23 protein-coding genes are annotated in these 25,161 nt (G+C 67.1%); 13 read left to right on the forward strand and 10 right to left on the reverse strand.

The window, feature by feature from the left end; translation table 11 throughout:
- Window positions 1-364: 364 nt before the first annotated feature.
- Window positions 365-784, reverse strand: coding sequence for a hypothetical protein (locus tag ACCQ00_RS04840; protein WP_017156959.1), 420 nt, complete (start codon window positions 782-784; stop codon window positions 365-367).
- A 186-nt stretch (window positions 785-970) separates the two neighbouring features.
- On the opposite strand from ACCQ00_RS04840, the gene sufT reads away from it, so the two are divergent.
- The 5 genes from sufT (at window position 971) to ACCQ00_RS04865 (ending at window position 8,420) form a co-directional block, all read left to right on the forward strand.
- Window positions 971-1,525 (forward strand): putative Fe-S cluster assembly protein SufT, encoded by a 555-nt coding sequence (sufT, locus tag ACCQ00_RS04845; protein ID WP_017156958.1) that lies wholly within the window; start codon window positions 971-973, stop codon window positions 1,523-1,525.
- 64 nt (window positions 1,526-1,589) lie between these two features.
- On the forward strand, window positions 1,590-2,675 hold the full coding sequence (locus ACCQ00_RS04850; protein ID WP_017156957.1) for a branched-chain amino acid aminotransferase: 1,086 nt from the start codon (window positions 1,590-1,592) through the stop codon (window positions 2,673-2,675).
- A 308-nt stretch (window positions 2,676-2,983) separates the two neighbouring features.
- A complete protein-coding gene (locus ACCQ00_RS04855; protein ID WP_372354073.1) occupies window positions 2,984-4,711 on the forward strand; it encodes a S8 family peptidase in 1,728 nt (575 codons plus the stop codon).
- A gap of 259 nt (window positions 4,712-4,970) precedes the next feature.
- Window positions 4,971-6,380, forward strand: coding sequence for a S8 family peptidase (locus tag ACCQ00_RS04860; protein WP_017160448.1), 1,410 nt, complete (start codon window positions 4,971-4,973; stop codon window positions 6,378-6,380).
- Window positions 6,381-6,722: 342 nt separating this feature from the next.
- On the forward strand, window positions 6,723-8,420 hold the full coding sequence (locus ACCQ00_RS04865; RefSeq protein WP_039567755.1) for a S8 family peptidase: 1,698 nt from the start codon (window positions 6,723-6,725) through the stop codon (window positions 8,418-8,420).
- 193 nt (window positions 8,421-8,613) lie between these two features.
- On the opposite strand, the gene ybaK is transcribed toward ACCQ00_RS04865, so the two are convergent.
- Window positions 8,614-9,087 carry a Cys-tRNA(Pro) deacylase gene (gene ybaK, locus ACCQ00_RS04870; protein ID WP_039567758.1) on the reverse strand — a complete coding sequence of 158 codons (474 nt, stop codon included), beginning with the start codon at window positions 9,085-9,087 and terminating at the stop codon, window positions 8,614-8,616.
- A gap of 4 nt (window positions 9,088-9,091) precedes the next feature.
- The gene (locus ACCQ00_RS04875; protein ID WP_017156953.1) at window positions 9,092-9,577 is read right to left on the reverse strand and encodes an asparaginase domain-containing protein; all 486 of its coding nucleotides are present in this window, start codon (window positions 9,575-9,577) and stop codon (window positions 9,092-9,094) included.
- 509 nt (window positions 9,578-10,086) lie between these two features.
- On the opposite strand from ACCQ00_RS04875, the gene ACCQ00_RS04880 reads away from it, so the two are divergent.
- Window positions 10,087-11,304: a glycoside hydrolase family 30 beta sandwich domain-containing protein gene (locus ACCQ00_RS04880; protein WP_039567760.1), complete on the forward strand. Its 1,218-nt coding sequence runs from the start codon at window positions 10,087-10,089 to the stop codon at window positions 11,302-11,304.
- Between the two features lie 224 nt (window positions 11,305-11,528).
- Here ACCQ00_RS04880 and ACCQ00_RS04885 read toward each other — a convergent pair whose 3' ends face one another.
- Together ACCQ00_RS04885 and wrbA are read right to left on the reverse strand one after the other, a co-directional pair.
- Window positions 11,529-11,873 (reverse strand): DUF2069 domain-containing protein, encoded by a 345-nt coding sequence (locus ACCQ00_RS04885; RefSeq protein WP_372354074.1) that lies wholly within the window; start codon window positions 11,871-11,873, stop codon window positions 11,529-11,531.
- The gene (gene wrbA, locus ACCQ00_RS04890; RefSeq protein WP_017160451.1) at window positions 11,870-12,466 is read right to left on the reverse strand and encodes an NAD(P)H:quinone oxidoreductase; all 597 of its coding nucleotides are present in this window, start codon (window positions 12,464-12,466) and stop codon (window positions 11,870-11,872) included. The genes ACCQ00_RS04885 and wrbA overlap by 4 nt, the downstream gene beginning before the upstream one ends.
- 111 nt (window positions 12,467-12,577) lie before the next feature.
- On the opposite strand from wrbA, the gene ACCQ00_RS04895 reads away from it, so the two are divergent.
- From ACCQ00_RS04895 to ACCQ00_RS04910, 4 genes are all read left to right on the forward strand, one after another.
- Window positions 12,578-13,855: a YihY family inner membrane protein gene (locus ACCQ00_RS04895; protein ID WP_039567765.1), complete on the forward strand. Its 1,278-nt coding sequence runs from the start codon at window positions 12,578-12,580 to the stop codon at window positions 13,853-13,855.
- Window positions 13,852-14,463 (forward strand): TlpA family protein disulfide reductase, encoded by a 612-nt coding sequence (locus tag ACCQ00_RS04900; RefSeq protein ID WP_039567767.1) that lies wholly within the window; start codon window positions 13,852-13,854, stop codon window positions 14,461-14,463. Before ACCQ00_RS04895 ends, ACCQ00_RS04900 begins: the two co-directional genes overlap by 4 nt.
- The gene (locus ACCQ00_RS04905; protein ID WP_017156947.1) at window positions 14,463-14,729 is read left to right on the forward strand and encodes an acylphosphatase; all 267 of its coding nucleotides are present in this window, start codon (window positions 14,463-14,465) and stop codon (window positions 14,727-14,729) included. The genes ACCQ00_RS04900 and ACCQ00_RS04905 overlap by 1 nt, the downstream gene beginning before the upstream one ends.
- Window positions 14,730-14,814: 85 nt before the next feature.
- Complete coding sequence (locus ACCQ00_RS04910; RefSeq protein ID WP_039567770.1) at window positions 14,815-16,044, forward strand: hypothetical protein; 1,230 nt, start codon at window positions 14,815-14,817, stop codon at window positions 16,042-16,044.
- On the opposite strand, the gene ppk2 is transcribed toward ACCQ00_RS04910, so the two are convergent.
- The 5 genes from ppk2 to hemA form a co-directional block, all read right to left on the reverse strand.
- Window positions 16,026-16,808 carry a polyphosphate kinase 2 gene (gene ppk2, locus ACCQ00_RS04915; protein ID WP_039567772.1) on the reverse strand — a complete coding sequence of 261 codons (783 nt, stop codon included), beginning with the start codon at window positions 16,806-16,808 and terminating at the stop codon, window positions 16,026-16,028. The two genes, ACCQ00_RS04910 and ppk2, sit on opposite strands and share 19 nt — an antisense overlap.
- Before the next feature lie 32 nt (window positions 16,809-16,840).
- Entirely contained in the window at window positions 16,841-17,359 is a 519-nt protein-coding gene (moaB, locus tag ACCQ00_RS04920; protein WP_039567775.1) for a molybdenum cofactor biosynthesis protein B, read from the reverse strand.
- A 464-nt stretch (window positions 17,360-17,823) separates the two neighbouring features.
- A complete protein-coding gene (locus ACCQ00_RS04925; protein WP_039567778.1) occupies window positions 17,824-19,530 on the reverse strand; it encodes an O-linked N-acetylglucosamine transferase, SPINDLY family protein in 1,707 nt (568 codons plus the stop codon).
- Window positions 19,527-20,612: a peptide chain release factor 1 gene (gene prfA / locus ACCQ00_RS04930; RefSeq protein ID WP_017155005.1), complete on the reverse strand. Its 1,086-nt coding sequence runs from the start codon at window positions 20,610-20,612 to the stop codon at window positions 19,527-19,529. Before prfA ends, ACCQ00_RS04925 begins: the two co-directional genes overlap by 4 nt.
- Complete coding sequence (gene hemA, locus ACCQ00_RS04935; RefSeq protein ID WP_017159498.1) at window positions 20,590-21,888, reverse strand: glutamyl-tRNA reductase; 1,299 nt, start codon at window positions 21,886-21,888, stop codon at window positions 20,590-20,592. The genes prfA and hemA overlap by 23 nt, the downstream gene beginning before the upstream one ends.
- Window positions 21,889-21,953: 65 nt before the next feature.
- On the opposite strand from hemA, the gene ACCQ00_RS04940 reads away from it, so the two are divergent.
- The 3 genes from ACCQ00_RS04940 to ispE are packed head-to-tail and all read left to right on the forward strand — an operon-like array spanning window position 21,954 to window position 25,158.
- Complete coding sequence (locus ACCQ00_RS04940) at window positions 21,954-23,642, forward strand: tetratricopeptide repeat protein (protein ID WP_039567783.1); 1,689 nt, start codon at window positions 21,954-21,956, stop codon at window positions 23,640-23,642.
- Window positions 23,639-24,289, forward strand: coding sequence for a lipoprotein insertase outer membrane protein LolB (gene lolB, locus ACCQ00_RS04945; RefSeq protein WP_039567786.1), 651 nt, complete (start codon window positions 23,639-23,641; stop codon window positions 24,287-24,289). Before ACCQ00_RS04940 ends, lolB begins: the two co-directional genes overlap by 4 nt.
- The gene (gene ispE, locus ACCQ00_RS04950) at window positions 24,271-25,158 is read left to right on the forward strand and encodes a 4-(cytidine 5'-diphospho)-2-C-methyl-D-erythritol kinase (RefSeq protein WP_039567789.1); all 888 of its coding nucleotides are present in this window, start codon (window positions 24,271-24,273) and stop codon (window positions 25,156-25,158) included. Before lolB ends, ispE begins: the two co-directional genes overlap by 19 nt.
- The last annotated feature ends 3 nt before the right edge of the window (window positions 25,159-25,161 follow it).

The following is a 25,161-nucleotide window of genomic DNA, read 5'->3' on the forward strand; positions in this document are numbered from 1 at the left end:
GGCAAGTGTCTCCGTGACGGTTGCCGGGGCTGGAGTGGCCGCCGTATGGGCGCCTGCGCCCGGAGCAAGAGTGGCGAGCAAGGCCTAGAGGGTGCGCGCGATCCTGAAGCGTCCGTTGTGCGCTGGCGTGGCGGCGACGCTAGTGGCCTCGGACATTGAGGTCATCGTCAGGATTGCGTGTGCGTTCCATCGCCGACCCGCTCGACAGCGTTTGGCCGGCGCCTCCCACCAGCGCCGATCCCTCCCTCAACAGCCGGCCTGCGCTCGTCGCGCTGCGCAATTTGGTACAGATGGCCAAGCCCAGTTGTTCCACTGACACGCCAACGGTCCGGCAATCGGCTAGGGGCCCTGTCATCGTGCCGACTCAGCGCGCCGTCCACCACGCCAGCACCAGCGCGGTGGCGTAGCACAGCAGGTCGAAGCCGTTGTTGGCCAGTTGCAGCAAGGTCCAGGCCAGGCCGGCGCCCATCTTCTGTGCCGAGGTCCACGGGTCCAGGCCGAGCGGTCCGCCCAGTTGGGCCGAGGCGATGCCCCAGTTGGCGCCCGCGATGATCAGCGCCGTCGCCACCATGGCCACGCCGATGCGCAGGCGGCCTGCAGGCAGCGTGCCCAGGCGCAACATCCAGACGATCTCCAGCGCGGCGACCACGGCCATCCAGCCGGCCTGGTTGCCCAGGGCCAGGGCGATGAGCAACCAGGCGATGAGGGCGGTGACGCATCCCAGCAACAGGAGCGGGGGCCAGAGCCAGTGGGCCGTTCTGGCGGACGCGGTGGTGGGCGGCATTGGAGCTCCTGACAGTGCGCACATGATAGAGCGCGCGCCGGCCTTTGCGACGCACACCACACCACGACGGTGCGGCTGATGGAATGCAGCGTCGTTCCCGGCTGGCGCGGTGGCCGGCGGCGGTGGCGTCGCGGTCGGCTAGAATGGCCGACTTGCGCGCGACCTGCGCGGCCCCATATCCAGCCCATGTATTCCCGTAGCAGCGAACCCGTCCAGTTCGAACGCGATTGCGATGCCGTCATGGTGCCGCAGGGCGATTCGGTGACCCTGCCCGCCGGCAGTTACGGCTATATCACCCAGGCGCTGGGTGGCAGCTATACCGTCTTCGTCGAAGGCAATCTGTTCCGCATTGCCGGCAAGGATGGCGATGCGATCGGCAAGGAGGCCCCGCCGGGGCTGGAATTGCCCGCCAATGCCAGCGACGAAGAGGTGGAAGCGCTGGTGTGGCAGCAGCTGCGCACCTGTTTCGACCCGGAGATTCCATTCAATATCGTCGATCTGGGCCTGGTCTACGAAGCGGTGGTCAGCCATCGCGAGGAAGACGATCAGCGCCGGGTCGACGTCAAGATGACCTTGACCGCGCCCGGTTGCGGGATGGGCGAAATCCTGGTCGACGATGTGCGCAGCAAGGTCGAAATGATCCCGACCATCGCCGAGGCCGACGTCGAGCTGGTGTTCGACCCGCCGTGGGGCCGGCATATGATGTCCGAAGCGGCCCGTCTCGAGACCGGCATGCTCTGATCGTCACGCGCCATGTCCACGATGTGGCGCTGCGTCCTTTCGCCCGCCATACAGGAATCTCCCGGTGTCCGTGTCCTTCGCTTCCACCCGTTCTCCGTCGCCGCGCAGCGCCGACGAACTGTCCGTGATCCTGGCCGCACCCGGCTTCGGGCTGCATTTCACCGACCACATGGTCGCCATCTCCTGGAACAACGAGCAGGGCTGGCACGACGCGCAAGTGCGCGCGTACGGCCCGTTGCAGCTGGATCCGGCAGCGTCGGTGCTGCATTACGGCCAGGAGATCTTCGAAGGCATCAAGGCCTACCGGCACGCCGACGGTTCGATCTGGACCTTCCGTCCGCAAGCCAACGGCGAGCGTCTGCAGCGGTCGGCGCGCCGTCTGGCGCTGCCGGAATTGCCGGTGGACCTGTTCGTCGAATCGCTGCGCCAGCTGGTGGCCGTGGATAGCGGTTGGGTGCCGTCGGCGCCGGAGACCAGCCTATATTTCCGCCCGTTCATGATTGCCGATGAGGCCTTCCTGGGCGTGCGTGCGGCACACAAGGCCTCCTATTACGTGATCGCCAGCCCGGCCGGCCCGTATTTCGCCAAGGGCGTGGCGCCGGTGTCGATCTGGTTGTCCACCGAATACGCACGTGCGGCCAAGGGCGGCACCGGTGCGGCCAAGTGTGGCGGCAACTACGCCGCGTCGTTGTTGCCGCAACAGAAGGCCTATGCCCAGGGCTGCTCGCAGGTGTTGTTCCTGGACCCGGTGGAAGGCAAGTACATCGAAGAACTCGGCGGCATGAACGTGTTCCTGGTTTACAAAGACGGCACGTTGGTGACCCCGGAACTGTCCGGCAGCATCCTGGAAGGCATCACCCGCGACAGCATCCTGCAATTGGCCCGCGACCGTGGCATGCAGGTGATCGAGCGCAAGGTCGCGATCGACGAGTGGAAGCAGGGCGTGGCGTCGGGCGAGATCGCCGAGGTGTTCGCCTGCGGTACCGCGGCGGTGGTGACCCCCATCGGCGAGCTGAAGGGCGAGGGGTTCGCGGTGGGCGATCTGTCCGCGCCCGCGGGCGAGGTGACCATGTCGCTGCGCCAGGAACTGACCGATATCCAGTACGGCCGCGTGCCGGACCGCCACGGTTGGTTGGTGCGTTTGTCGTAAGCAGACATAGTTCGTCAAACAACGGCCTCCGTGTGTCAGCGCGGGGGCTTTTTTGTTTGCGCAACAGCAAAAAGACCATTTTTCGACCGTGAACCGGTCGAATTCAGCATGAGTTGTATGTGATTCAAATCACACAATGACATTTTAATTTCGAAAATTACCAACTCCGTATTTTCCAGTTCGGTTTCTTTGGGATAGGTTCGCTGAACGGATCGATAACAGGGGCGGTCCGGGGCACTGGGCCGGTCGCCATCGCGACGGTTTCGGAACTACCGCTTCGGCGGTTCTCTTGACTGGAAGGGAATTCGATGTCTAACGCGTCGTTTCGTCCGCGCCACCGAGCGCTCTGCATCCTGGGTGCTTCGGCACTGACCTCGCTGCTGCTGGCAACGCCGGCGTTCGCCGGCGATGTCTACCTGGGTGGCCTGGCCACCGCGCAGACCCACCAGAAGTTCATCGTGACTTACAAGGACGGCAGTAGCGCCCTGAACAGCCCCAGTGTGTTGACGAGCTCGTTGCGCACCGCTGCACGTGCGTTGCCGGCCAAGGCCGGCAAGCCGTTGGGCCTGAACAGCGTGCGTCGCCTGGCAGTGGGACCGGAACTGGTTCAGGCCGACCGCGCGCTGGATCGCGCCGAAGCCGAAACCCTGATGCGCCAGCTGGCTGCCGACCCCAACGTGCAAAGCGTGGAAGTGGACCAGATGCTGTACCCCACGCTGACCCCCAACGACAGCCGCCTGTCCGAGCAGTGGGCCTTCGGCACCACCAACGCCGGGCTCAACATCCGCCCGGCCTGGGACAAATCCACCGGTGCCAACGTCGTGGTTGCGGTGATCGACACCGGCATCGTCAGCCATCCCGACCTCGACGCCAACATCCTGCCCGGCTACGACTTCATCAGCGATGCCACCGCCGCGCGCGACGGCAACGGGCGCGACAACAATCCTGCCGACGAAGGCGACTGGAACTCCACCAGTGGGTGCACCACGTCCAATTCCAGCTGGCACGGGACCCATGTCGCCGGCACGGTGGCGGCGGTGACCAACAACACCACCGGCGTGGCCGGCACCGCGTTCAATGCCAAGGTGGTACCGGTCCGCGTGCTCGGCCGTTGCGGTGGTTCGCTGTCGGACATTGCCGATGCCATCATCTGGGCTTCCGGTGGCACCGTGAGCGGTGTGCCGGCCAATCCCAACGCCGCCGAAGTCATCAACATGTCGCTGGGCGGCGGTGGCACCTGTTCGTCCACGATGCAGAGCGCAATCAACGGCGCAGTCTCGCGCGGTACCACGGTGGTCGTGGCGGCCGGCAACAGTGCCGCCAACGTGTCCGGTTCGTTGCCGGCCAACTGCGCCAATGTGATCGCGGTGGCGGCCACGACCTCGGCCGGTGCCAAGGCCAGCTATTCCAACTACGGCAGCGGGATCGACGTTTCCGCGCCAGGGTCGGGCATCCTGTCCACGCTCAACAGCGGTACCACCACGCCGGGCAATGCCAGCTACGCTTCGTACAACGGCACCTCGATGGCGGCGCCGCATGTGGCCGGCGTTGTGGCCTTGGACGGGTGGCCGCCCACCACGTTGACGCCTGCCGCAGTGGAAACGCTGCTGAAGAACACCGCCCGCGCCTTGCCGGGAGCCTGTTCGGGCGGTTGCGGTGCGGGCATCGTCGATGCCGATGCGGCAGTGACGGCGGCCATCGCCGGCAGCAGTGGCGGTGGTGGTGGAACCGGCAACACCTTGACCAACGGCACGCCGGTGACCGGCCTGGGCGCGGCCACCGGCGCGGAGTTGAACTACACCATCACGGTGCCGGCCGGCAGCGGCACGCTGACGGTGGCCACCAGCGGCGGCAGCGGCGATGCAGACCTGTACGTGCGGGCCGGTAGCGCGCCCACCGACACCGTCTATGCCTGCCGTCCGTATCTGGATGGCAACGCCGAAACCTGCAGCATCACCTCGCCGTCGGGGACTTATTACGTGCGGATCAAGGCGTACAGCACGTTCTCCGGCGTGACCCTGACCGCCAGCTACTGACACGCTGGACCGCTGCACGCGTTCCCTGGCATGGCCGCCAGGGAACGCGCTTCTTGACTTCACCCCATCTGCGATACCTCGCCCAGGTCTGCCGTTTCGGCAGGCGCAGGCGACGTGTTGCCGCTTGGCCGGAATGGACACCGGTCAGTCGCTCCGACGGGCCTGGCGCCCGTGCAGTTTCCGGCTCCGAACCGCAGCGTGCGGCAACGGGCCGGCCCTCCCGCCGCAGCTGCGGCACCTCTCCAATAAGGAACGATCGATGTCCAATGTGTCGCAACGTCGTGCGCCCACGCGCGCGCTGGTAGTCCTGGGTGTTTCTGCGCTGACCTCGCTGCTGGCCGTGCCGGCGTTCGCCGGTCAGGTCAATCTGTCCGGGTTGGATTCGCAGCCCACCCTGGACCGCTTCATCGTCAAATACAAAGACGGTTCCAGTGCGGCGGTCAGCCCGACCTCGATGCGCGCATCGCTCAATTCCGTGGCCGGTGCAATGCCAGCACGCGCCGGCCGTGCGCTGGGCCTGAACCACGTGCGCCGCACGGCGCTGGGTTCGGAAGTGCTCAAGACCGACCGTGGCCTGGACCGCGCCGACGCCGAAACCCTGATGCGCCGCATCGCCGCCGACCCCAGCGTGGACTACGTGGAAGTCGACCAGATCATGTACCCGGTGCTGACCCCCAACGACACGCGCCTGTCCGAACAGTGGGGCTTCGGCACCTCTTCATCCAGCATCAACGTGCGCCCGGCTTGGGACACCGCCACCGGTACCGGCGTGGTGGTGGCCGTGATCGACACCGGCATCACCAGTCATCCGGATCTCAACGCCAACGTGCTGCCGGGCTACGACTTCATCAGCGATGCCACGCGTGCACGCGACAACAACGGGCGCGACAGCAATCCGGCCGACCAGGGCGACTGGACCACGGCCAACCAGTGCTTCTCCGGTTCGCCGGCCGCCAATTCCAGTTGGCACGGCACCCACGTCGCCGGCACCATCGCGGCGGTCACCAACAACAGCACCGGCGTGGCCGGCACCGCATTCAACGCCCGCATCGTGCCGATCCGTGCGTTGGGTGCCTGCGGCGGCGCCACCTCCGACATCGTCGATGCGATCGTGTGGGCCTCGGGCGGCACCGTGTCCGGCGTGCCGGCCAATGCCAACCCGGCCGAAGTGATCAATATGTCGCTGGGCGGCAGCGGCAGCTGCTCGAGCAGTTACCAGAACGCGATCAACAGCGCGGTGTCGCGCGGCACCACCGTGGTGGTGGCGGCCGGCAACAGCAATGCCAACGTGGCCAACTTCACCCCGGCCAGCTGCGCCAACGTGATTTCGGTGGCATCGATCACCTCGGCGGGCGCGCGTTCGAGCTTCTCCAACTACGGCACCGGCATCGATATCTCCGCGCCGGGTTCGGCGATCCTGTCGACCTTGAACAGCGGCACCACCACGCCGGGTTCGGCCAGCTACGCCAGCTACAACGGCACCTCGATGGCGGCCCCGCACGTGGCCGGCGTGGTGGCGCTGGTGCAGTCGGTCGCCAGCCGTCCGCTGACGCCAGCGGCGGTAGAAACGCTGTTGAAGAACACCGCACGTCCGCTGCCGGGCGCCTGCTCTGGCGGCTGCGGCGCGGGCATCGTCAACGCGGCCGGCGCGGTCAGCCAGACCCCGTAAACCTGCGCCGACGACCCCGCTGCCGGCGCGCTGCCGGCAATGCGTCGGGTCTTCTCCGACACCCGTGTCGGTGGTTCGGAAATCTGCACTGCCCCGCTCTGAGCGGGGCAGTGTGCGTTCGGGAAGCGGCAATGGCCGCAGCGCCGGCCAGGGCCGCCAGCGCTGGCTGAATGAAGCGCGTGCCAGCGCGACGTGGCCGCTTCAGCGCGCCCGGTCGCACGCCGATAGCCAGCCCACGTGAGGCATGCAACCTCTGCATGCACGCGCATCGGGCACGGCGCAGCGCAGTGGCGTCAGCGCGTTGCCAACCGGGTTGCAAGATCCTTGGGGAGGGATGGAGTCATGCCGTATCACTCAATGGGCGCACTGCGCCGCGTTGCATTCGCCTGTGCGCTGTCGTGCACGTTTCATGCCGCCGCTGGCGAGGTCAGTCTGCAAGGGTTGAATTCCAGCAGCACCCATCAACGCTTCATCGTCAGCTACAAGAACAGCGTTGGCAGCAGCCGGGTGACAGGGTTGTCTGCGCCATGGGCCGACATTGCGCGTGCCGTGCCGCAGGCACGCGGGCAGGCGCTGGGCCTGTCGGCCACGCGCCGGCTCAGTGGCGGGCCGATGTTGTTGGTGGCCGACCGCAAGCTGGACCGCGTGGATTCGGAAAGCCTGATGCGGCGCCTGGCCGCCGACCCGGCGGTCAGACGCGTGGAAGTGGACATCCTGATGCGGCCATTGCTGGTTCCCAACGACCCGGGCGTGCCGCAGCAGTGGGCGATGGGCGCGACCGCCGCCAGCCTCAATATCCGTCCGGCCTGGGACCGTTCCACCGGCAAGGGCATCGTGGTGGCGGTGATCGATACCGGCATCACCAATCATCCGGACCTGGCAGCCAACGTGCTGCCCGGCTACGACTTCATCGTTGATCCGGCCACGGCGCGCGATGGCACTGCGCGCGATGCGAACGCCGCCGACCAAGGCGACTGGGCCGCGGCCAACGAATGCGGGCCTGGTGCGTCGGCGTCCAATTCCAGCTGGCATGGCACGCACGTGGCCGGCATCGTGGCGGCGGTGGGCAACAACGCGGTGGGCGTGGTCGGTACCGCGTTCAACGCCAAGATCCTGCCGTTGCGGGTGCTGGGCCGCTGCGGCGGCTACATGTCCGATATCGCCGATGCGATCGTGTGGGCGTCCGGCGGCAAGGTCAGCGGCGTGCCGGCCAACCCGAATCCGGCCACGGTGATCAATCTGTCGCTGGGTGGCGCCGGCACCTGTTCGGCGACGTTGAACAACGCCATCGCCGCAGCCGTCACGCGCGGCAGCGCGGTGGTCGTGGCCGCCGGCAACAGCAATCTGGACGTCTCCACCAGCGTGCCGGCCAATTGCGCCAACGTCATCGCCGTGGCGGCCACCACCTCGGCCGGCGCCAAGGCCAGCTTCTCCAACTTCGGCAAGGGCGTGGATATCGCCGCGCCCGGGCAATCGATCGTGTCCACGCTCAATACCGGAACCACGGCGCCGGGCAATGCGGCCTATGCGGTGTATAGCGGCACCTCGATGGCGGCGCCGCACGTGGCTGGCATGGTGGCGCTGATGCAGTCGGTTGCCCTGAATCCGCTGACGCCGGCAGCGGTGAAGGCCCTGCTGAAAGCCAGCGCGCGGCCCATGCCGGTGGCCTGCACGCAGGGGTGCGGGGCCGGGCTGGTGAATGCCGATGGCGCGGTGGCGGCGGTGATCGAATCGACCACCTTGGCCAGGAATGTGGCACGCACCGGGCTGAGCGCAGCGCTTTCCGATTCGCTGTATTACCAGGTCAACGTGCCGGCCGGCACACGTTCGCTCAAGGTCACGCTCGCCGGTGGCAGCGGCAATGCCGACCTTTCGGTACGGGCCGGTGCGTTACCGACCGACGCCGCGTACAGCTGCCGCAGCGTGTTGCCGGGCAACGGCGACAGCTGCACGCTGGCCGCACCGGCCGCGGGTGTCTATTACGTGCGCCTGAAGGCAGCGCTGGGCTTTTCCGGCGTCAGTGTCACCGCAGCGTATTGAGTGGTTCCGGCGCGGCGTTGCCGTGCCGAACACGCGCGGCATGGTGCTCTGGTTCGGCAATGTTGCATGCAGTGCGGAAGACATCGGTGGAAGATCGACCTCACGCAGGCGATCTGTCAGAGCCATCGCGTGCGTCGCGTCCCAAACGCGTAACGCGCATGCCAACCGGCCTGCGCGCATCGCGTCTACGCGTTCACTCGCAGAGCGCGCAGGCGCGTGCGGCGAGCGCTTGCATCAGCTGGTTGCCGGGCAATTCCAGCAGCAGCCCGCGCTGGCCGGCGTTGATCCACAGTGCCGGTGCATCCAGCGCGGTGATTTCGACCAGCACCGGCACCTGTCGTTGCTGGCCGAGCGGGCTGATGCCGCCGACCTTGTAGCCGGTGCGCCGTTCGGCATCGGCCACCTCCATCATGCGTGCCGACTTGCCGCCGCAAGCGCTGGCCAGTTTCTTCAATGACACCCGGCGATCGCACGGAATCACCACGCACACCGGCGTGTCGTCGACCCATGCCATCAGCGTCTTCAACACGGTATGCGGCTGCAGGCCCAACGCATGTGCGGCCTGCAATCCCTTCGCATCGGCATCGGCCTGGTAGTCGTAAGGATGCAGGACATAACCCACGCCGGCCGCGTCCAGTGCCTTGGTGGCGCGGGTGGCCTTGCTCATGCACTCAGACCGATTCGAAGCGGTTGGCGGCCACGTTCTTGCGCACCTTTTGCGGATTCCAGATGCGGCCGTTCATGGCGATATACACGCCTGCCGGTAGCGATTGCACTGCACCGACGGCGCAACCGATATTGAATTCGGCATCCGAGCCGCGAAAACGCGCCGGATTCAACGCGCCGGTCATCACGATGGTCTTGTCGGCGATCGTCTGCAGCACCTTGCCGGTTTCCACCATCGAATCGGTGCCGTGGGTGATCAACACGTTGCGGGTGGGCTGGGCGGCGATGGTGGCGCGGATCAGTTCGCGGTCGGCATCGGTGATGTGCAGCGAATCCTTGCGGATGATCGGAATCACCGAAAAACGAAACGTCACGCCCAGTTCTTTCAGAATCTGTCCGATCTGCGGGTCGCCGATCTGGTAGTCCGATTTGTCGTCGAAGTAGATCTTGTCGATCGTGCCACCGGTGGTGACGATCAGGAGGTCTTCCATTGCTGCGGATCCTGTAGGGCTAACGCGGGGCAAGCCGCGCGCGGGCCGCCATGATACCGCCCGGCCAGGGGGCTGGCAGTACGGCAGCCATCGCAATAAACAGCGGGGTCGAGACGTGCGCCTGGTAGCCGAATGCATGGCGGCGCTGCGTCCGATCGAAATGGCGTGGCGCAGGCGCACGCCGACGCGCCCAAGGGGACTGCCTGTTCCAGGTGCAGCGCGTGTTGTGCAGGCCGGGCGGGGCCCTGGCCATGTCGTGCTTGCGTCGCGTCAGCGCGCAGCTGGCGCTGGGACTGAACGCGTTCCTCAGCGGTGCCTGTGCCCAGCTTCCACATGCCGCAGCGCAAAACGCAGTGTGATCGGCGCACCCCTACGCTGCGCTAGGCGCGTTTGCTACGTCACGGACTCAACAAAGGGGCATGGCGGAAATTGACTTGACATGTATGCGGTCGATAGTCGGCGAGCCGTCGGTACGCATGCCCTCGGCATTCCCCTTCCCGGAGAGCCTCATGAACAAGTCCTTGTCGATGTTGCGCGCGCTCACCTGCGTGATGGCCGTGCTGCTGGCGGGCCACGCCGCCGCGCAGACGGTGACGATCACGCCTACGCAGACCTACCAGACGGTGCGCGGGTTCGGCGGTATGAATGGCGCCGGCTGGATCAACGACCTGACACCCGCGCAGGTGGATCTGGCTTACGGCAGCGGCACCGGGCAGATCGGGTTGTCGATCCTGCGCATGCGCATCGACCCCTCCAGCTCAGGCTGGGCGACCCAGGTGCCGACGGCAACGCGCGTGCATGCGCTGGGCGGGCTGGTGTTCGCAACCCCCTGGACCCCGCCGGCCTACATGAAGTCCAACAACAGCCTGACCAATGGCGGCAAGCTGCTGACCAATTACTACGGCGCCTATACCCAGCACCTGCTGGATTTCGCCAATTACATGTCGGGCAAGGGCGCGCCGCTGTATGCGATTTCCCTACAAAACGAGCCGGATTGGCACCCGGATTACGAATCGGCCGATTGGAGCGGCAGCGACTTCGTCAACTACCTCGTGAGCCAGGGCAGCAGGTTCGGCAGCCTGAAGGTCATCGTCGGCGAGTCGGTGGGGTTCAACTTTTCCATCACCGACCCGGTCCTCAACAACGCCACGGCCAATCAGGCCACCTCCATCGTGGCCGGCCATCTGTATGGTGCGAAGCCGCGCGACTATGCCTTGACGCGCAGCAAGGGCAAGCAGGTGTGGATGACCGAGCATTACACCGACAACACCGATGGCAACGCATGGCCGTCGGCATTGGGAGTGGCCAGCGAACTGCACGCCAGCATGGCGGCCAATTTCAATGCCTACATCTGGTGGTACATCCGGCGCAGCTACGGGTTGATCAGCGAAAACGGCGCGGTGAGCAAGCGCGGCTATGCGATGTCGCAGTTCGCACGCTTCGTGCGGCCAGGGTCGGTGCGCATCGGCGCTACCGAACACCCGTATAGCGATGTCTCGGTGACCGCCTACCGCACGCCGGACAACAAGCTGGTGGTGGCGGTCAACACCGGCACCGGCCACCAGCAGCTGGACCTGACGCTACCGTCCGGCACTGCCACGCAATTCGCCAAATACAGCACCTCGAGCACGCTCAATGTCGGGTTCGGCGGCAACTACAGCGTGGTCAACGGCAAGACCTCGCTGTATGTCGACCCGCAGAGCGTGGCCACGCTGGTCGGAAACTGACAGCGGCCTCCGAAACGCCGCACGTCTTCGTCAGGTGGCGCGGACCGCGCGCAGGGACCGGGGTGGAGGCGTGTGCACGCCGCCCTGATCGCCGGCCGCGTCCGTCTGACGATGATTGCAGTTGGTTGGGTAGCTGCGTTGGGGTGGTCGCGGCTGACCACCTCGACCGGACGCATGCCCAGCCGCATCGCGCAGCTGCGCGCGCGATTTGTTCGACTCGCCGATCAGCGTGGCGGGCGTTTCCTGCCAAAGCGCGCCGCCATGCCGGGGCCGCCGACCAAGCCCACCACCGCCAGGGCGAGCAGCAGTTCCAGCCATGCCATTGCACGTGCCTGCGGCTGGCTCCAGGCGGCCATGACGCCATGGCTGAACCAGCCCAGCGCGAACACGCCGGCCCAGAAGCGTGCACGCGAGCTGCGTACGGCCAGCACCCCGGTCAGCGCGGCCGGCAGCACGAACACGATGAGCGCGGCCAGTGGGCGCGGGTCGTCGTGAAACCACACCGCAAACAACGCTGCCAGCGCCAGCAGCGCGGCGCTCAGCAACCAATGCGTGGCGCGCACGCTCACGGAGTTGCCAGCCGCCGCGCGACATCGGCCACCCGGCGGCCCAGCGCACGCGCCAGCAGCGCTTCGTCCTCGCTCGGTTGCGGGTCGCCGCCAGCGCCGGAGACATGGCTGGCACCATAGGGCGTGCCGCCACTGGTGGTGTGGCTGAGCGCAGCTTCCGTAAACGGAATCCCCACGATCAGGCAACCGTGATGCAGCAGCGGCAAGTGCATCGACAGCAAGGTGGATTCCTGGCCGCCATGCATCGACGCGGTAGAGGTAAACACGCCCGCCGGTTTGCCGGCCAGGGTGCCACTGGCCCATTCGGCGCCCAGGCTGTCGAGGAAATGCTTCATCGGTGCGGCCATGTTGCCGAAGCGGGTGGGGCTGCCCAGCAACAGGCCGCTGCACTCGGCCAGATCGGCACGGTCTACATAGGGCGCGCCTTCGTCCGGGACCGGCGGGGCGCTGGTCTGGGTGACCGCAGCCACCGGTGGGACGGTGCGCAGCCGCGCGCTCATGCCGGGCACTTCGCCGATGCCGCGTGCGATCTGCCGCGCCAGCCGCGCCACCGAACCGCCCCGGCTGTAATACAGCACCAGAATCTCCGCCATCGTGTCGTTGCCGCCTGTGTGAGTTGCCGCAGTATCGGCCAAGCCAGCCTGTTGCTGCACGCCGCAGCTGCGGCAAGGCCGCGATGACGGCGCATCGGGTACCCTTGCGCGATGTCGCGTGTGAACAAACTCCACCAATGGAAAGAACGCCTGCGCGACCGCGCGCGGACGGTGAGTTTCGGGCGCTTTCTGTGGCGCCGCTTCCTGGACGACCGGCTGTTCCAGGCCGCCGCCTCGCTTGCGTACACCACCGTGTTCGCGCTGGTGCCGCTGGCGATCGTGGTGTTCGGGGTGCTGTCGGCGTTTCCGGCCTTCAACGAATGGAAGGACGCGCTGACCGACTTCATCTTCAACAATTTCGTGCCTGGCGCAGCGCGTTCGGTGCAGAACTATCTCAATCGCTCGCTGGAAGACCTGGGCAAGTTCACCGTGGCCGGCATGGTCGCGCTGGTGGCCTCGCTGCTGATCACCCTGCACAGCATCGAACAAACCTTCAACAGCATCTGGCGGGTCGCCGCCGCGCGCCCCAAGGTGACGCGCTTCCTGATCTATTGGACGGTGCTGACGCTGGGCACGATGCTGGCCGCCGCCGCCATGGCGATGGCGGCCTACGTGTTCGCGCTGCCGCTGTTCCGCACCACCGAAGGCCAGTGGCTGGCCGAATTCGCCTGGCGGCTGGCGCCGATGGCGGTGGAGTTCGTCTGCATCGTGCTGATCTACCGCGTGGTGCCGCAGCACGTGGTGCGGCTGCGGCATGCGCTGCCGGGCGCGCTGCTGGCGGTGATCCTGATGGAAATCGTCAAATGGGGGTTCGGCTTTTACCTGGGTAATTTCCAGACCTACCAACGCATCTACGGCGCGCTGTCGGCACTGCCGATCCTGCTGTTGTGGATCTACCTGAGCTGGGTGTCGGTGCTGCTGGGCGCCTCGCTGGCCTCGTCGATGTCCGCCTTCCGTTACCAGCCCGAGGCCATGCGGCTGCCCCCGGGTTTCGAGATCTACGGCCTGCTGCGTCTGCTCGGTCGGTTCCGCCAGGCGCGCATCCACGGCGATGGCCTGGACGAAGACCGCATCCTGGCGCTGGAGCCGATGCTCACCGACACGCTGATGCAGGAACTGCTGTGCGAGCTCAAACGCATCCGCCTGCTGCGTCGCGACGAGCGCGGGCAGTGGCTGCTGGCGCGCGATCTGGATGTGGTGCCGCTGGCCGAACTCTACGAACACTGCCAGCTGCGCGTGCCGATCGAAGACCGCCCGTTGCCGTGCCGCGACGATGCCTACGGCCAGGCCGCCGCCGCGGCGCTGGAACAGCTGCGCCAACCCTTGCGCAGCGTGCTGGCGCAGCCGGTCGGCGACCTCTACACCCACCTTCCCGGAGATCCCGCATGACCGTGCGTCTTGCCCGCAGCGCCTGCGCGCTGCTATTGCCACTGCTGTTGCTGACCGCCTGCAAGCCGGCCAGCGAGGCCACTTCCGCTGCCGGCAACGGCGCTGCGCCTGCCGCCACGCCCCAGGCGCCGACCACGCCCGCCACGCCGGCCGACCCGGCTGCACCGCCCAACAGCTCGGTGGTGCAGCAGACCGCCCAGATGCCCAAGCTCTCGCTGCCGACCGTAACCGGCGAGACCTACGACCTGGCCGCGCACCGCGGCAAATGGGTGGTGGTGAATTTCTGGGCCACCTGGTGCGCGCCGTGCCTGAAGGAAATGCCCGAACTGTCGGCGCTGCACACCATGCGCGACACCGTCGAGGTGGTGGGTCTGGCCTACGAAGACATCACCAGCGCCGACATGCAGGCGTTCTTGAAGGACCACCCGGTGTCGTACCCCATCGCGATCCTCGACCCGTACCAGCCGCCACAGGACTTCGCTACCCCGCGCGGCCTGCCGATGACCTACCTGATCGGCCCGGATGGCAAGCTGGCCAAGCAATTTCTTGGCCCGGTGACCGCACGCGATATCGAAGCGGCCGTCGGCATCACCGGCAAGGCGGGTTGATGCAGGCGGCGCGTTTTGTGGTGAGCGGCGTGGTGCAGGGCGTGTGGTACCGCGCGTCCACCCGTCAACGTGCAGTCGCACTTGGCCTGGTCGGACATGCCCGCAACCAGGCCGACGGCAGCGTTGAGGTAGTCGCCGCCGGTAGCGCGGCGGCGCTGGACGCCTTGGAAGCCTGGCTATGGCAGGGCCCGCCGGCTGCCACGGTCGCGGCGGTCACGCGCACGGCCTGCTCCGTTCCGCCGACTGAAGACTTTGTAACTGGGTGAGCGCGCGCCACTGAAGCAGGGCAACAGAGTTGGGTTGCCTCGCCGATAACCCTGTCAACGCGATCAGGCGTGCACGGGGAATGTAATGGCCGCTCCATCTCAAGACCGCAACGACGGGCACGACCTGCCCGCGCATCGCCGCAACCGCCAGATGGCGCAGCTGGCGCCGTGGCTGTATCTCGGTTGCCTGCTGGGCAGCGGCTGGTTGCTGTTTCAGCACCCGCAAACCCGTGTGCTACCCACCGGACAGGCGGCAACCAGCTGGCTGCTGGCCTGGATCTTTACCGGCATCGTGATCGGCGCGGTGGTGTGGAGCCTGCGTCTGGCACGCAAGGGGCTGGCTCAGCCTGCGGCAAGCTACCCGCTGTCGGCGCGCTTGCCCGATTCGTGGGCCGATGCCTACGCCGCACTCCTGCGCCCGGCCACTGCCGCTCCGGTGGCCGCGGTCAGGCCGGACCCGGCCGGCGCCCAGCGTGGCGCGGCCTGGCATCGCTTCGGCGGCGGCATGCTCAGCGCGGAAACCTTCGACCCCAACGACGCCACCCGCGCGCCTTGGGACGGGCTGGATGCGCAGTCCTGCATCGTGCGCCTGGACGATGTGCGTCAGGCCTGGCACAACGCCGCCGCCAACCGCACCCTGCAGCAGGAGCGCCGTTACTGGCTGGATGTAGTGCTGTCGCTGCTCGACCACGGCGTGATGCGCCCACTGCAGGACGGCTACCTGCCCGACACCGCCGCGCTGCGCACCGAACGCTTCCTGTTGGGCGCCGATGCCGGCCCGATCGTGTTGTCCGAGGTGCCGGCATTGTTTGCGCGGCGTCTGGCGCTGGCCATCGAAGCCATGCCGACCGCCCAGCGCGAGGCCGCTGGCGTGCAATGGCGTCTGCTGCAGCAACTGCATGCACTGGTCGCCGAAGGACGCATGTTGGACGAGCGTTCGCAGGTGATCCAGGTGCTGGCATGGAACCCGGACGTGGACCTGGACCAGGTCGAAGTGGCCTACATCCTGGCCGCCGAATACCGCGAAGGCATGCGCGACTGGCTGCGCCGCGCCGCGTTGGTGCGCCTGCCCGATAGCGCGTTGCGCCTGGACGAAGTGCTGCTGTCGTCCTGCAGCCCGCTCGGTGCGCAGGCCGACGATGTGGACTACATGGAAGCGATGCGTCCGCTGCATCGCGGCTTCATGCAATTGTTCAGTCAGCGCCTGAGCCAGCTGGTGCTGCAGGCCGAGCAGGCCGAACGTCAGGCCGGCCTGCACCCGCTATCGCGTGCCACCGCGGCCAGCGACGAAATCTCTCAGGACTGGGCGGCGTAATCGTCGATCGGTTCCAGCACGCCATAGCGTTCCTTGTGCAGCTTGCCGGGCAATGGCGGCAGCTGCACCCGCGCATCGGGCACCGCGGTGTCCGGTAGCCGATCCAGCAGATCGCGGATCAGGCTCAGGCGGCCACGCTTCTGGTCGTTGAAATCCACCAGCGTCCACGGTGCATCGGGCGTATGCGTGGCCTCCAGCATGCGTTCGCGTGCGGCGGTGTAGGCGTCGTATTTGGTGCGCGACTGCAGGTCCACCGGCGAGAGCTTCCAGCCCTTGAGCGGGTCTTCGCGGCGTTCGGCAAAGCGCTTTTCCTGCTCGGCCTGGTCCACGCACAACCAGTACTTGAACAGCAGGATGCCGTCGTCGACCAGCATCTGTTCGAAGCGTGGCGCCTGCTCCAGGAACAGGTCGTACTGCGCGTCGGTGCAATAGCCCATCACCTTCTCGACGCCGGCGCGGTTGTACCAGCTGCGGTCCATCAGCACCAATTCGCCGCCCGCCGGCAGGTGCGTCACATAGCGCTGGAAATACCACTGCGTGCTTTCGCGGTCGTTGGGTTTGGGCAGCGCCACCACCCGACACTGGCGCGGGTTGAGGTGGCTGGCGATGGCCTGGATCACGCCGCCCTTGCCGGCGGTGTCGCGGCCTTCCACCAGCACCAGGGCGCGCTGGTTGGTGTGGCGCAACCAGCGCGCCATGTCCACCAGCTCCAACTGCATTGGCGCCAGCAACTTTTTGTAAGCCTTGCGTTTCAGGTGCGACATGCGCGTTCCAACACCAGTGGAAAGCGCGCAGGCTATTGCCCCAGGCGTGGACGCAATGTCGCCAGATTGCACGGCTTGGTGCGGGCATCCAGCTGCGCACGCACGATCTTTTCCCAGGCCGTGCGGCAGGCCGAGGTGGAGCCGGGCAGGCAGAACACGAAGCTGTGATTGGCCAGCCCGGCAAAGGCGCGCGACTGCAGCGAGGAGGTGCCGATTTCTTCCACGCTGATCGCGCGGAACATCTCCCCGAAGCCAGGCATGAGCTTGTCCAGCAACGGGGCGATCGCTTCCGGGGTACTGTCGCGCCCCGTGAAGCCGGTACCACCGGTGATCAGGATGCCGTCGACCTGCGCATCGGCAATCCAGTTCGACACGATCGCACGCATGCGGTAACGGTCGTCCGGGCACAGTGCACGCTCGTGCAGCACGTGGCATTCGTGGGTGAGGGCATCGGCCAGGTAATCGCCAGAGCGGTCGTCGGCCAGGGTGCGGCTGTCGGACACGGTCAGCACGCACAGGCGCAGGGGAATGAATTCGGGAGTGGAAGGCATGCGTGCAGCCTAGCGAGCGTGGACGGCCGGGTACAGCGTTATGGTGTGAAGTTGCATGAACCAGGTGACTAAAGGGTGTTGGCTAACGCGTCGCGGTTAGCCCCTCTCCCTGCGGAAGAGGGGTTGGGGTGAGGGTACGGTTTACCGATGCCACCGCCTCAGCCGCATGCTCATTCGGCGCTACGCGCCACCTTCGCCCCCGCATGAAGGAGGGCAATGTCGCGACGGGAGACGGCACTACAGCATCGCTGCTTGTTCGCAGCGCTTGGCGGTGCCTTCCACCGCTCATCTCACGCAACACGTGGGAGCTGCACCCAACGACCGAGCCTGGAGCCGGCCAGCGAAACGACCGGGGGCGCCAGATGGTACGGCCGATGCCCGGAGACGCAGCCCATCGCTCGTCCACTCCAGCTTCGGCACACCGTATGCCCGAGTAGCGACTGCTCGCGACAGCTGGCGGCGCTCTAAACCCCCAACCACCCACTGCGCCGCGCAATACCACGCAGCAGCGCGGCCAGATCATCCGCAAACCCGTCCATATCGAAAACGCCGCTGCGCAGGCGTTGTTCCGCCACCCGAGCATGCACGCCACGCAATGCCTCTGCATCGCTCGCCAGTTCGATCGCCTTGGCCACAAACGCAGCATCATCGGCAACATTCATGTCATCCAGCCCCAGATGATGATTCAGGCTGCCGGCCACACGCGCGGCAAACGTCTGCCCAGGCGTGGTCAAGACCGGGCAACCTGCCCATAACGCATCGGAGGCGGTAGTGTGCGCGTTGTACGGGTGCGTATCCAAAAACAGATCCGCGTGTCGATAGCGCGCCAGATACTGCCGGTGCGGCAGTTTGGGCATGAAGACCAAGCGCTGCGCGTCCACGCCCTGTGCCTGCGCTGCTGCACGCAATCGCGCATCGGCCTGGCCCGGGCCGGACAGCAGCCACAGCACGCTGCCGGGCACCGCGCGCAACACCGCCAGCATGCGCGCCATGCTGCGTGGATTGAGCTTGTAACTGTTGTTGAAGCAGCACAGCACCACCGCATGCTCCGGCAGCCCGCACTGCACGCGCGATGGTGGTTCGTCCACCGTGCGCGAGGTGTCCGATGGCTGGAAGGCGCGCGGCAGGCGCAGCACCTGTTCGCTGTAGAACGGCTCCAGCGACGTCGGCAACGCAACGGCATCGCCAAGCACATAGTCCATCCACGGCGCGCCCGAGGTGCCCGGATACGCCAGCCAGTTGAGCTGTACCGGTGCCGGCCGCAATGCGAAGACTTCCGGTCGTCCGCCACCGCCCCAGCCACGCAGATCGAACAACAGATCGATGCCCTGGTCGCGGATATGGTGCGCAGTGGCCAGATGCCCCAGCGCAGTGACATCGTGCATGCGCGTTGCCTGCGCCAGGCGTGCGCGAATGTCGCTGCCATCGTCCGGGCTGGTTGCAAACAAGTGCACCTGCAGGTCCGGTTGGCGTCGCTGCAACGCTTCGAACAAGGCCACCGTCAGCAAGCCCGTCGGGTGCGCACCAAAGCCGTTGGACACGAATCCGAGTTGCAGCGCGCCGCGGCTGCGCAGCGTTGCCGCTGGCAGCGGGCGCACGGAGGAGGCAATGACCTGCGCGCGGGTACGGGCGCACGCCAGTTGTTCCGCGGCGCTGGCGTCCTCGCTCAGGAACGCGAAAGGCTCCACGGCCGCCTGGCCTTGCGTCACTGCAGTGCGCACCTGTGCAGCCAGTGAGTCCAGCTCGCGCCAATCGCATAGGCGGCGCCGCCAGTTGAGCAGTTGCGCGGTGATGTAGGGTTCGTCGGGCAATAGCCGATGGGCGCGCGTATAGGCGGCCGCGGCCTGTTCCGGCTGGCCTGCATCTTCGAGCGCGTGCCCAAGCCACAGGGCGATCCCCGGATGCTGCGGTACCAGGTCCGAGGCTTGCTGGAGCAGCGTGGCCGCTTCGGCATGGCGCTGTTGCGCCCAGCGCACCCGTCCCAGCCGCGCCACCGCTTCCGGATGGCCCGGATGCAGCGCCAGCGCGCGCTGCACGGCTGTTTCGCCGGCAGCGGTGACGCCCATGCCCAGCTCTGCATCGGCCAGCATCAACCAGGCGACGAAATCGCCCGGCTGGCGTCGCACTTGCTCGCGCAGCTGCAGCAGCTCGCGCGGCACTTGTGCACTCACGGGCTATCGCTCAACCGTGCCAGTTCGTCGGCTTGATGTTCGTGCAGCAGCCGCCCGATCAATGCATCCAGGTCGCCTTCGATGATGTTGGGCAGGTCGTACAGGGTCAGCCCTTCGACGCGATGGTCGGTGATGCGACCCTGCGGAAAACTGTAGGTGCGGATGCGCTGGCTGCGGTCGCCGCTGCCCACCTGCAACTTGCGCGTCTGCGCTTCGGCTGCTGCCGCCTTGCTGCGTTCGGTGTCCAGCAGCTGCGCCTTCAGCCGCTTCATCGCCTTGTCGCGATTGGCATGCTGGCTGCGCTCGGTCTGGCATTCCACCACCACCCCGCTGGGCACGTGGGTGATGCGGATCGCCGATTCGGTCTTGTTGACGTGCTGGCCGCCCGCACCGGACGAGCGAAACGTGTCCACCTTCAGATCGGCCGGATTGATCGTGATCTCTTCCACGTCGTCGGCTTCGGGAATGATCGCCACCGTGGCGGCCGAGGTGTGGATGCGGCCTTGCGATTCGGTTGCCGGCACGCGTTGCACCCGATGGGTGCCGGATTCGAATTTCAGGCGCGAATACGCGCCGCGCCCGACCACGCGCGCCACCACTTCCTTGTAGCCGCCGTGCTCGCCGGGGCTGTCGGATTCGATTTCCACCTTCCAGCCCTGGCGCTCGGCGTAGCGTGCGTACATGCGGAACAGGTCGCCGGCAAAGATCGCTGCCTCGTCACCGCCAGTGCCCGCGCGCACTTCCAGGAACAGGTTGCCGTCGTCGCGCGGGTCGCGCGGTACCAGCAGCGCGGCCAGCTGTGCATCGAGGTGTTCCAGGCGCGCCTGTGCAGCGGCCATTTCCTCTTCGGCCAGCTCGCGCATCTCCGGGTCGTTGCGCAGCGCCTCGGCCGTGGCCAGGTCGGCCTTGGCGCGCGCCTCCTCTTCCAGCGCCACTGCCACCGGCTCCAGTTGCGACAGTTCGCGCGAAAGCGTACGGAACGTGTCGTTGTTGCCCACCACATCGGGGTCGGAGAGCAGGTGCTGCAGTTCTTCGCGGCGCTCGGCCAGCGCTTCGAGCTTACGGCGCAGGGTCGGCGTCATCGGTCCTCACGATCGGGGTAGCTATGGGGGGATGTTGGTAACCCGGTTTTTCCGGAAACAGCCGGTCGGCCGCGGTGGTCAATTCCAGGTCGTTGTTGAGCGCGGCATCGCGTAGTGCGGCGGTGGGCGGATGCAGCAGGCGGTTGGTCAGCGCATGCGCCAGCTGCTCCAGCACTTCGTCGGCCGGTTTGCCGTTGTGCAACTGCTGGCGCGCCTTGGCCAGCAGCTCGTCGCGGGTGCTATCGCCAAAGGCGCGCAGCCGCTTGAGCGGTGCCTGGCGCGCGTTGGCCTGCAAGGTTTCGACATAGCGCGCCACTTGCAGGTCGATGATGGCTTCGGCCTGGTCGGCCGCTTCGCGGCGGCCACGGCGGTTGTCTTCGACCGCGCGTTCCAGGTCGTCCACCGTGTACAGGTAGGCGTCGCTCAATTCGCCCACCGAGGCCTCGATATCGCGCGGCACCGCCAGGTCGAACAGCAGCATCGGCTTGCGCTTGCGTGCGCGCAATGCCTGTTCCACCTGTGCGCGGGTCACCAGCGGCTCACGTGCAGCGGTGGCCGAGAACACCACATCCGCCTCGGCCAGGTGGCGTTCCAGATCGGTCAGCGGCAAGGCGAAGCCGCCATGCTGGCTGGCGAGCGTCTGCGCGTGGGCCAGGGTGCGGTTGGCGATCAGCAGGCGGCGCACGCGGCCTTCGCTCAGATGCTTGGCCGCCAGTTCGATGGTTTCGCCGGCACCGATCAGCAACACCGTCGATTCGTTGAGCCGGGCAAACGAGTCTTGTGCCAGCCGCACCGCCGTGGATGCGACCGACACCGGATTTGCGCCGACACGGGTGTCGGTACGCGCGCGCTTGGCCACCGAAAAGGTCTGTTGGAACAGCCGGTCCAACCCGCTGCCCAGCGTGCCGTGCGCCCGCGCCACTGCCCAGGCGTCCTTCACCTGGCCGAGGATCTGGGGTTCTCCCAATACCATCGAATCCAGCCCGGTGGCGACACGGAACAGATGACGCACCGCCTCGGCTTCCTGGTGCTGGTACAGATAACCGCTCAGCCCGGGCGCGTGGGTTTCCAGCCAGGTGACCAGGCTGTGCGCCTCCTCGGCCATCGCATACAACTCGGTACGGTTGCAGGTGGACAGCAGCGCGGCCTCGCTTACCTGGGGCAGCGCACGCAGCGATTCGAGCGCGCGCGGCAGCGCATCACCTGCGAACGCCGCGCGTTCGCGCAGGTCCACAGGTGCGGTCTGGTGATTCAGTCCGAGCACCCACAACGTCATTGTTCAGTTGCTTGCGATAAGCTGGCGGCCATTCAGGGCCCCATTTTACGGCCCGGTTGCCCCCGATGCCTGTACCGATTCGCATCCTGTGTGTTCTTCTGCTGGTCGCAGTCTCCGCCAGTGCCACCGCAGCACCCAAGAAAGCACCGCCCGCTCCGCTCCCAAGCAGTGCCGGTACTTCGTCGCTGGAGCCGGTGCTGGCCGGCGAATTCGCCTTGCAGGGCGGGCAACTGGACGATGCCGCGCGCGCCTACCTGGACGCCGCCAAGGCCGAAGCCGGCGATGCCGGGCTGGCCGAGCGCGCCGCCCGCATCTCCATGCTGGCCAACGACGACCCGCGCGCGATCGAAGCGCTGGCGTTGTGGCGCGCCCGCGCGCCGTCGTCGATGTCCATGCGCAGCACCGAGGCCTCGCTGGCCCTGCGCCGCAACGACCTGCGCACCGCGCGCCGCGACCTGCTCGGCCTGCTCAAGGAGCCCGACCCGCGTGGCTGGCGCTTTGCGCTGATCGCCCTGGCCAACGGCGGCCGCGAGCCGGAAGCCTCGGCCGACGTGCTCGAAGACCTGGTCAAGGCCGGCGCCATCCCGAATCAGATCGAAGCCTGGCAGGAATTCGGCCGGCTCGCGCTGCGCATGGAGCGCCCCGCGCTGGCCAAGCGCATCGTCGACGAGGTGGTGCGCCGCTTCCCCGAAGAGCCGCGCGTGGCCTTGCTGCACGCCACCCAGTTGCAGCAGGAAGGCAAGAACGACGAAGCGCTGGCGCTGCTGAAGAATATCGAACCGCAGGCGGTCAAGGACTCCGAGCTACGCGGCGCACTGGCGTTCGCCTACGACGCCATGGGCCAGACCGAAGCTGCGGCACGCGTGCTTTCGACCGGGCCGCAGGACACCCAGACCTATGGCTTGCGGGCCTCGATGCTGGCCAAGGAGAAAGACCGCAGCTCGCTGGAGGCGCTGTACGCCGAGCTCAAGAGCAACGCCACCAAGCCCGATCCGGACCGCCGTCTGCTGCTGGGCAAGATCGCCGAATTCCTCAAGCGCTACGACGAGGCGGTGGAGTGGTATCGCGGCGTGCCGGGTGGTCCCCAGCTCAGCGAGGCGCGCCTGCGCGCCGCCAGTGCCTTGTACGAACTGGGCCGCAAGCCCGAAGCGCTTGCCGAAGCCCGCGCCCTGCAGGGCGACGCCAGTGCCGACGATGACGCGCGCCGCGACGCCTACGTGCTCGAAGCCGAACTGCATCAGCGGGCCGACGATGCACTGGGCGAACTGGACGCCTTCGAACGTGGCCTTGCCGCCTACCCGGACGACAGCGCGTTGCTGTACGCCCGCGGGCTGGCCTGGGAGCGGCGCGACGATGTCCCGCGTGCCGAGGCCGATCTGCGCAAGATCCTGGTGACCGAGCCGGAAAACGTCGCGGCCCTGAACGCGTTGGGCTACACCCTGGCCGACCGCACCACCCGCTACAAGGAAGCGTTGGCGCTGATCGACCGTGCCCGCACCGCCGACCCGGACAACCCGGCCATTGTCGACAGTTATGGCTGGGTGTTGTACCGGATGGGCCGCACCAAGGAAGCGCTGGTGCAGCTGCGTCGGGCCTGGGCGCTGGTCAAGGACCCGGAAATCGCGGCCCACGTGGGCGAAGTGCTGTGGGTCAGCGGCAAGCAGGACGAAGCGCGTCGCTACTTCGATGAAGCGCGCCGTCTCGACCCGGACAACCGTGCGCTGCAGCGCGTCGTGGAAAAGTTCGGGCTATGAGCAAGGTGCGAACGCTGGCCCTGGGCGGGCTGGTGCTGGTCGGCCTGTCGGCCTGCGTGAGCGTGCCGCGCGGGCAGGGCAGTGCGGCGGCCGTGGTCGATCATGTCTCTGACGATGCGCGCCAGGCTGAAGCCGCTCGCCAGGCCTGGTTGCAGGCGCATCCCAACTGGTCCTTCCAGGGCCGGGTGGCGATCAGCAAGGACCGCGACGGCGGCAGCGGCCGCATCGATTGGCAGCAGGACGGCCCACGCTACCGCGTGCAACTCAGTGCGCCGGTCACCCGGCAAAGCTGGGTGCTCACCGGCGACACCACCAGCGGCGCCGGCCGGTTGGAAGGGCTGGACGGCGGTCCGCGCAGTGGCCCCGATGCCGAGCAGGTGCTGCTGGAAGCAACCGGCTGGACCATCCCGGTCAACCAGATGCCGGACTGGGTGCGCGCGCTGCGCATCGCCGATGCGGGTGCCGCGCGCGTCGATGTGGATGCGGCCGGGCGCCCGCGCACCGTGCAGCAGGACGGCTGGACCATCGATTTCCTGGCCTGGGCGCCGGCCGGCGTTGGCCAGCCCGAGCTGCCGCAGCGGATCGAAGCCCGCAAAGGCCAAGCAAAGGTGCGCCTGTTGGTCGACCAATGGACCGTATCGCCCTGATGGACGTGCCGGGAAGCGATTGGTCGGCGTGGCCCGCGCCGGCCAAGCTGAATCTGTTCCTGCAGATCACCGGGCGCCGTGCCGACGGCTACCACCTGCTGCAGACCGTGTTCCGGCTGCTGGAGTGGGGGGACACCGTTCATCTTCGTGTGCGCCGCGACGGTCAGATCCGCCGCCTGGGCGAGAGTTTGCCCGGCGTTGCCGAAGACGATGACCTGGTGGTCCGCGCCGCGCGCCTGCTGCAATCGGCAACCAACGCCCAGGCGGGCGTGGAGATTCGGGTCGACAAGCGCATCCCGGCCGGCGGCGGTTTTGGCGGCGGCTCCTCGGACGCGGCGACCGTGCTGGTCGCGCTCAACGCCTTGTGGGGCCTGGGTCTGGCGGCCGATGCGCTGGCCGCGCTGGGCTTGCAGCTGGGCGCAGACGTGCCGGTCTTCGTGCGCGGCCGCAATGCCTGGGCCGAAGGCGTGGGCGAACAGCTGACCCCGATTTCCCTGCCGGAAGCGGCGTATCTGCTGGTCGACCCTGGCGTTCATGTGCCGACCCCGGCGTTATTTCGATCACAGGAATTGACGCGGGATGCTGCGCCCGCGAAAATATCGGACTTCGCTTCCGGTTCCCTGCTCGACAATGCGTTCGAGCCGGTCCTGCGGCGCCGCGAACCCGCCGTCGAGGCGGTGTTCCAGGCGCTTTCCAGGGTCGGTACACCGCGTTTGACCGGGTCGGGAAGTGGTTGTTTCGTCGAGTTCGCCACGCGCGCTGCTGCAGAGCAGGCGCTGGCGCAGTTGCCGGGCAGCCGGCGGGCGTGGGTGGTGGAGGGTGCAGCGCACTCGCCATTGCTCGACGCGCTGGACGCGACACAGGTTTGATGC

This window comes from Xanthomonas sp. NCPPB 3761 (genome assembly GCF_041475705.2).
In the GTDB taxonomy this organism is placed as follows: Bacteria; Pseudomonadota; Gammaproteobacteria; order Xanthomonadales; family Xanthomonadaceae; genus Xanthomonas; species Xanthomonas phaseoli.

Bases quoted from the DNA above. Each gene is read 5' to 3' on its own strand.
- ACCQ00_RS04840 (WP_017156959.1), bottom strand. From the start codon at position 784: ATGCCGCCCACCACCGCGTCCGCCAGAACGGCCCACTGGCTCTGGCCC.
- sufT (WP_017156958.1), top strand. From the start codon at position 971: ATGTATTCCCGTAGCAGCGAACCCGTCCAGTTCGAACGCGATTGCGAT.
- ACCQ00_RS04855 (WP_372354073.1), top strand. From the start codon at position 2,984: ATGTCTAACGCGTCGTTTCGTCCGCGCCACCGAGCGCTCTGCATCCTG.
- ACCQ00_RS04860 (WP_017160448.1), top strand. From the start codon at position 4,971: ATGTCCAATGTGTCGCAACGTCGTGCGCCCACGCGCGCGCTGGTAGTC.
- ACCQ00_RS04865 (WP_039567755.1), top strand. From the start codon at position 6,723: ATGCCGTATCACTCAATGGGCGCACTGCGCCGCGTTGCATTCGCCTGT.
- ybaK (WP_039567758.1), bottom strand. From the start codon at position 9,087: ATGAGCAAGGCCACCCGCGCCACCAAGGCACTGGACGCGGCCGGCGTG.
- ACCQ00_RS04875 (WP_017156953.1), bottom strand. From the start codon at position 9,577: ATGGAAGACCTCCTGATCGTCACCACCGGTGGCACGATCGACAAGATC.
- ACCQ00_RS04880 (WP_039567760.1), top strand. From the start codon at position 10,087: ATGAACAAGTCCTTGTCGATGTTGCGCGCGCTCACCTGCGTGATGGCC.
- wrbA (WP_017160451.1), bottom strand. From the start codon at position 12,466: ATGGCGGAGATTCTGGTGCTGTATTACAGCCGGGGCGGTTCGGTGGCG.
- ACCQ00_RS04895 (WP_039567765.1), top strand. From the start codon at position 12,578: ATGTCGCGTGTGAACAAACTCCACCAATGGAAAGAACGCCTGCGCGAC.
- ACCQ00_RS04900 (WP_039567767.1), top strand. From the start codon at position 13,852: ATGACCGTGCGTCTTGCCCGCAGCGCCTGCGCGCTGCTATTGCCACTG.
- ACCQ00_RS04905 (WP_017156947.1), top strand. From the start codon at position 14,463: ATGCAGGCGGCGCGTTTTGTGGTGAGCGGCGTGGTGCAGGGCGTGTGG.
- ACCQ00_RS04910 (WP_039567770.1), top strand. From the start codon at position 14,815: ATGGCCGCTCCATCTCAAGACCGCAACGACGGGCACGACCTGCCCGCG.
- ppk2 (WP_039567772.1), bottom strand. From the start codon at position 16,808: ATGTCGCACCTGAAACGCAAGGCTTACAAAAAGTTGCTGGCGCCAATG.
- moaB (WP_039567775.1), bottom strand. From the start codon at position 17,359: ATGCCTTCCACTCCCGAATTCATTCCCCTGCGCCTGTGCGTGCTGACC.
- prfA (WP_017155005.1), bottom strand. From the start codon at position 20,612: ATGACGCCGACCCTGCGCCGTAAGCTCGAAGCGCTGGCCGAGCGCCGC.
- hemA (WP_017159498.1), bottom strand. From the start codon at position 21,888: ATGACGTTGTGGGTGCTCGGACTGAATCACCAGACCGCACCTGTGGAC.
- ACCQ00_RS04940 (WP_039567783.1), top strand. From the start codon at position 21,954: ATGCCTGTACCGATTCGCATCCTGTGTGTTCTTCTGCTGGTCGCAGTC.
- lolB (WP_039567786.1), top strand. From the start codon at position 23,639: ATGAGCAAGGTGCGAACGCTGGCCCTGGGCGGGCTGGTGCTGGTCGGC.
- ispE (WP_039567789.1), top strand. From the start codon at position 24,271: ATGGACCGTATCGCCCTGATGGACGTGCCGGGAAGCGATTGGTCGGCG.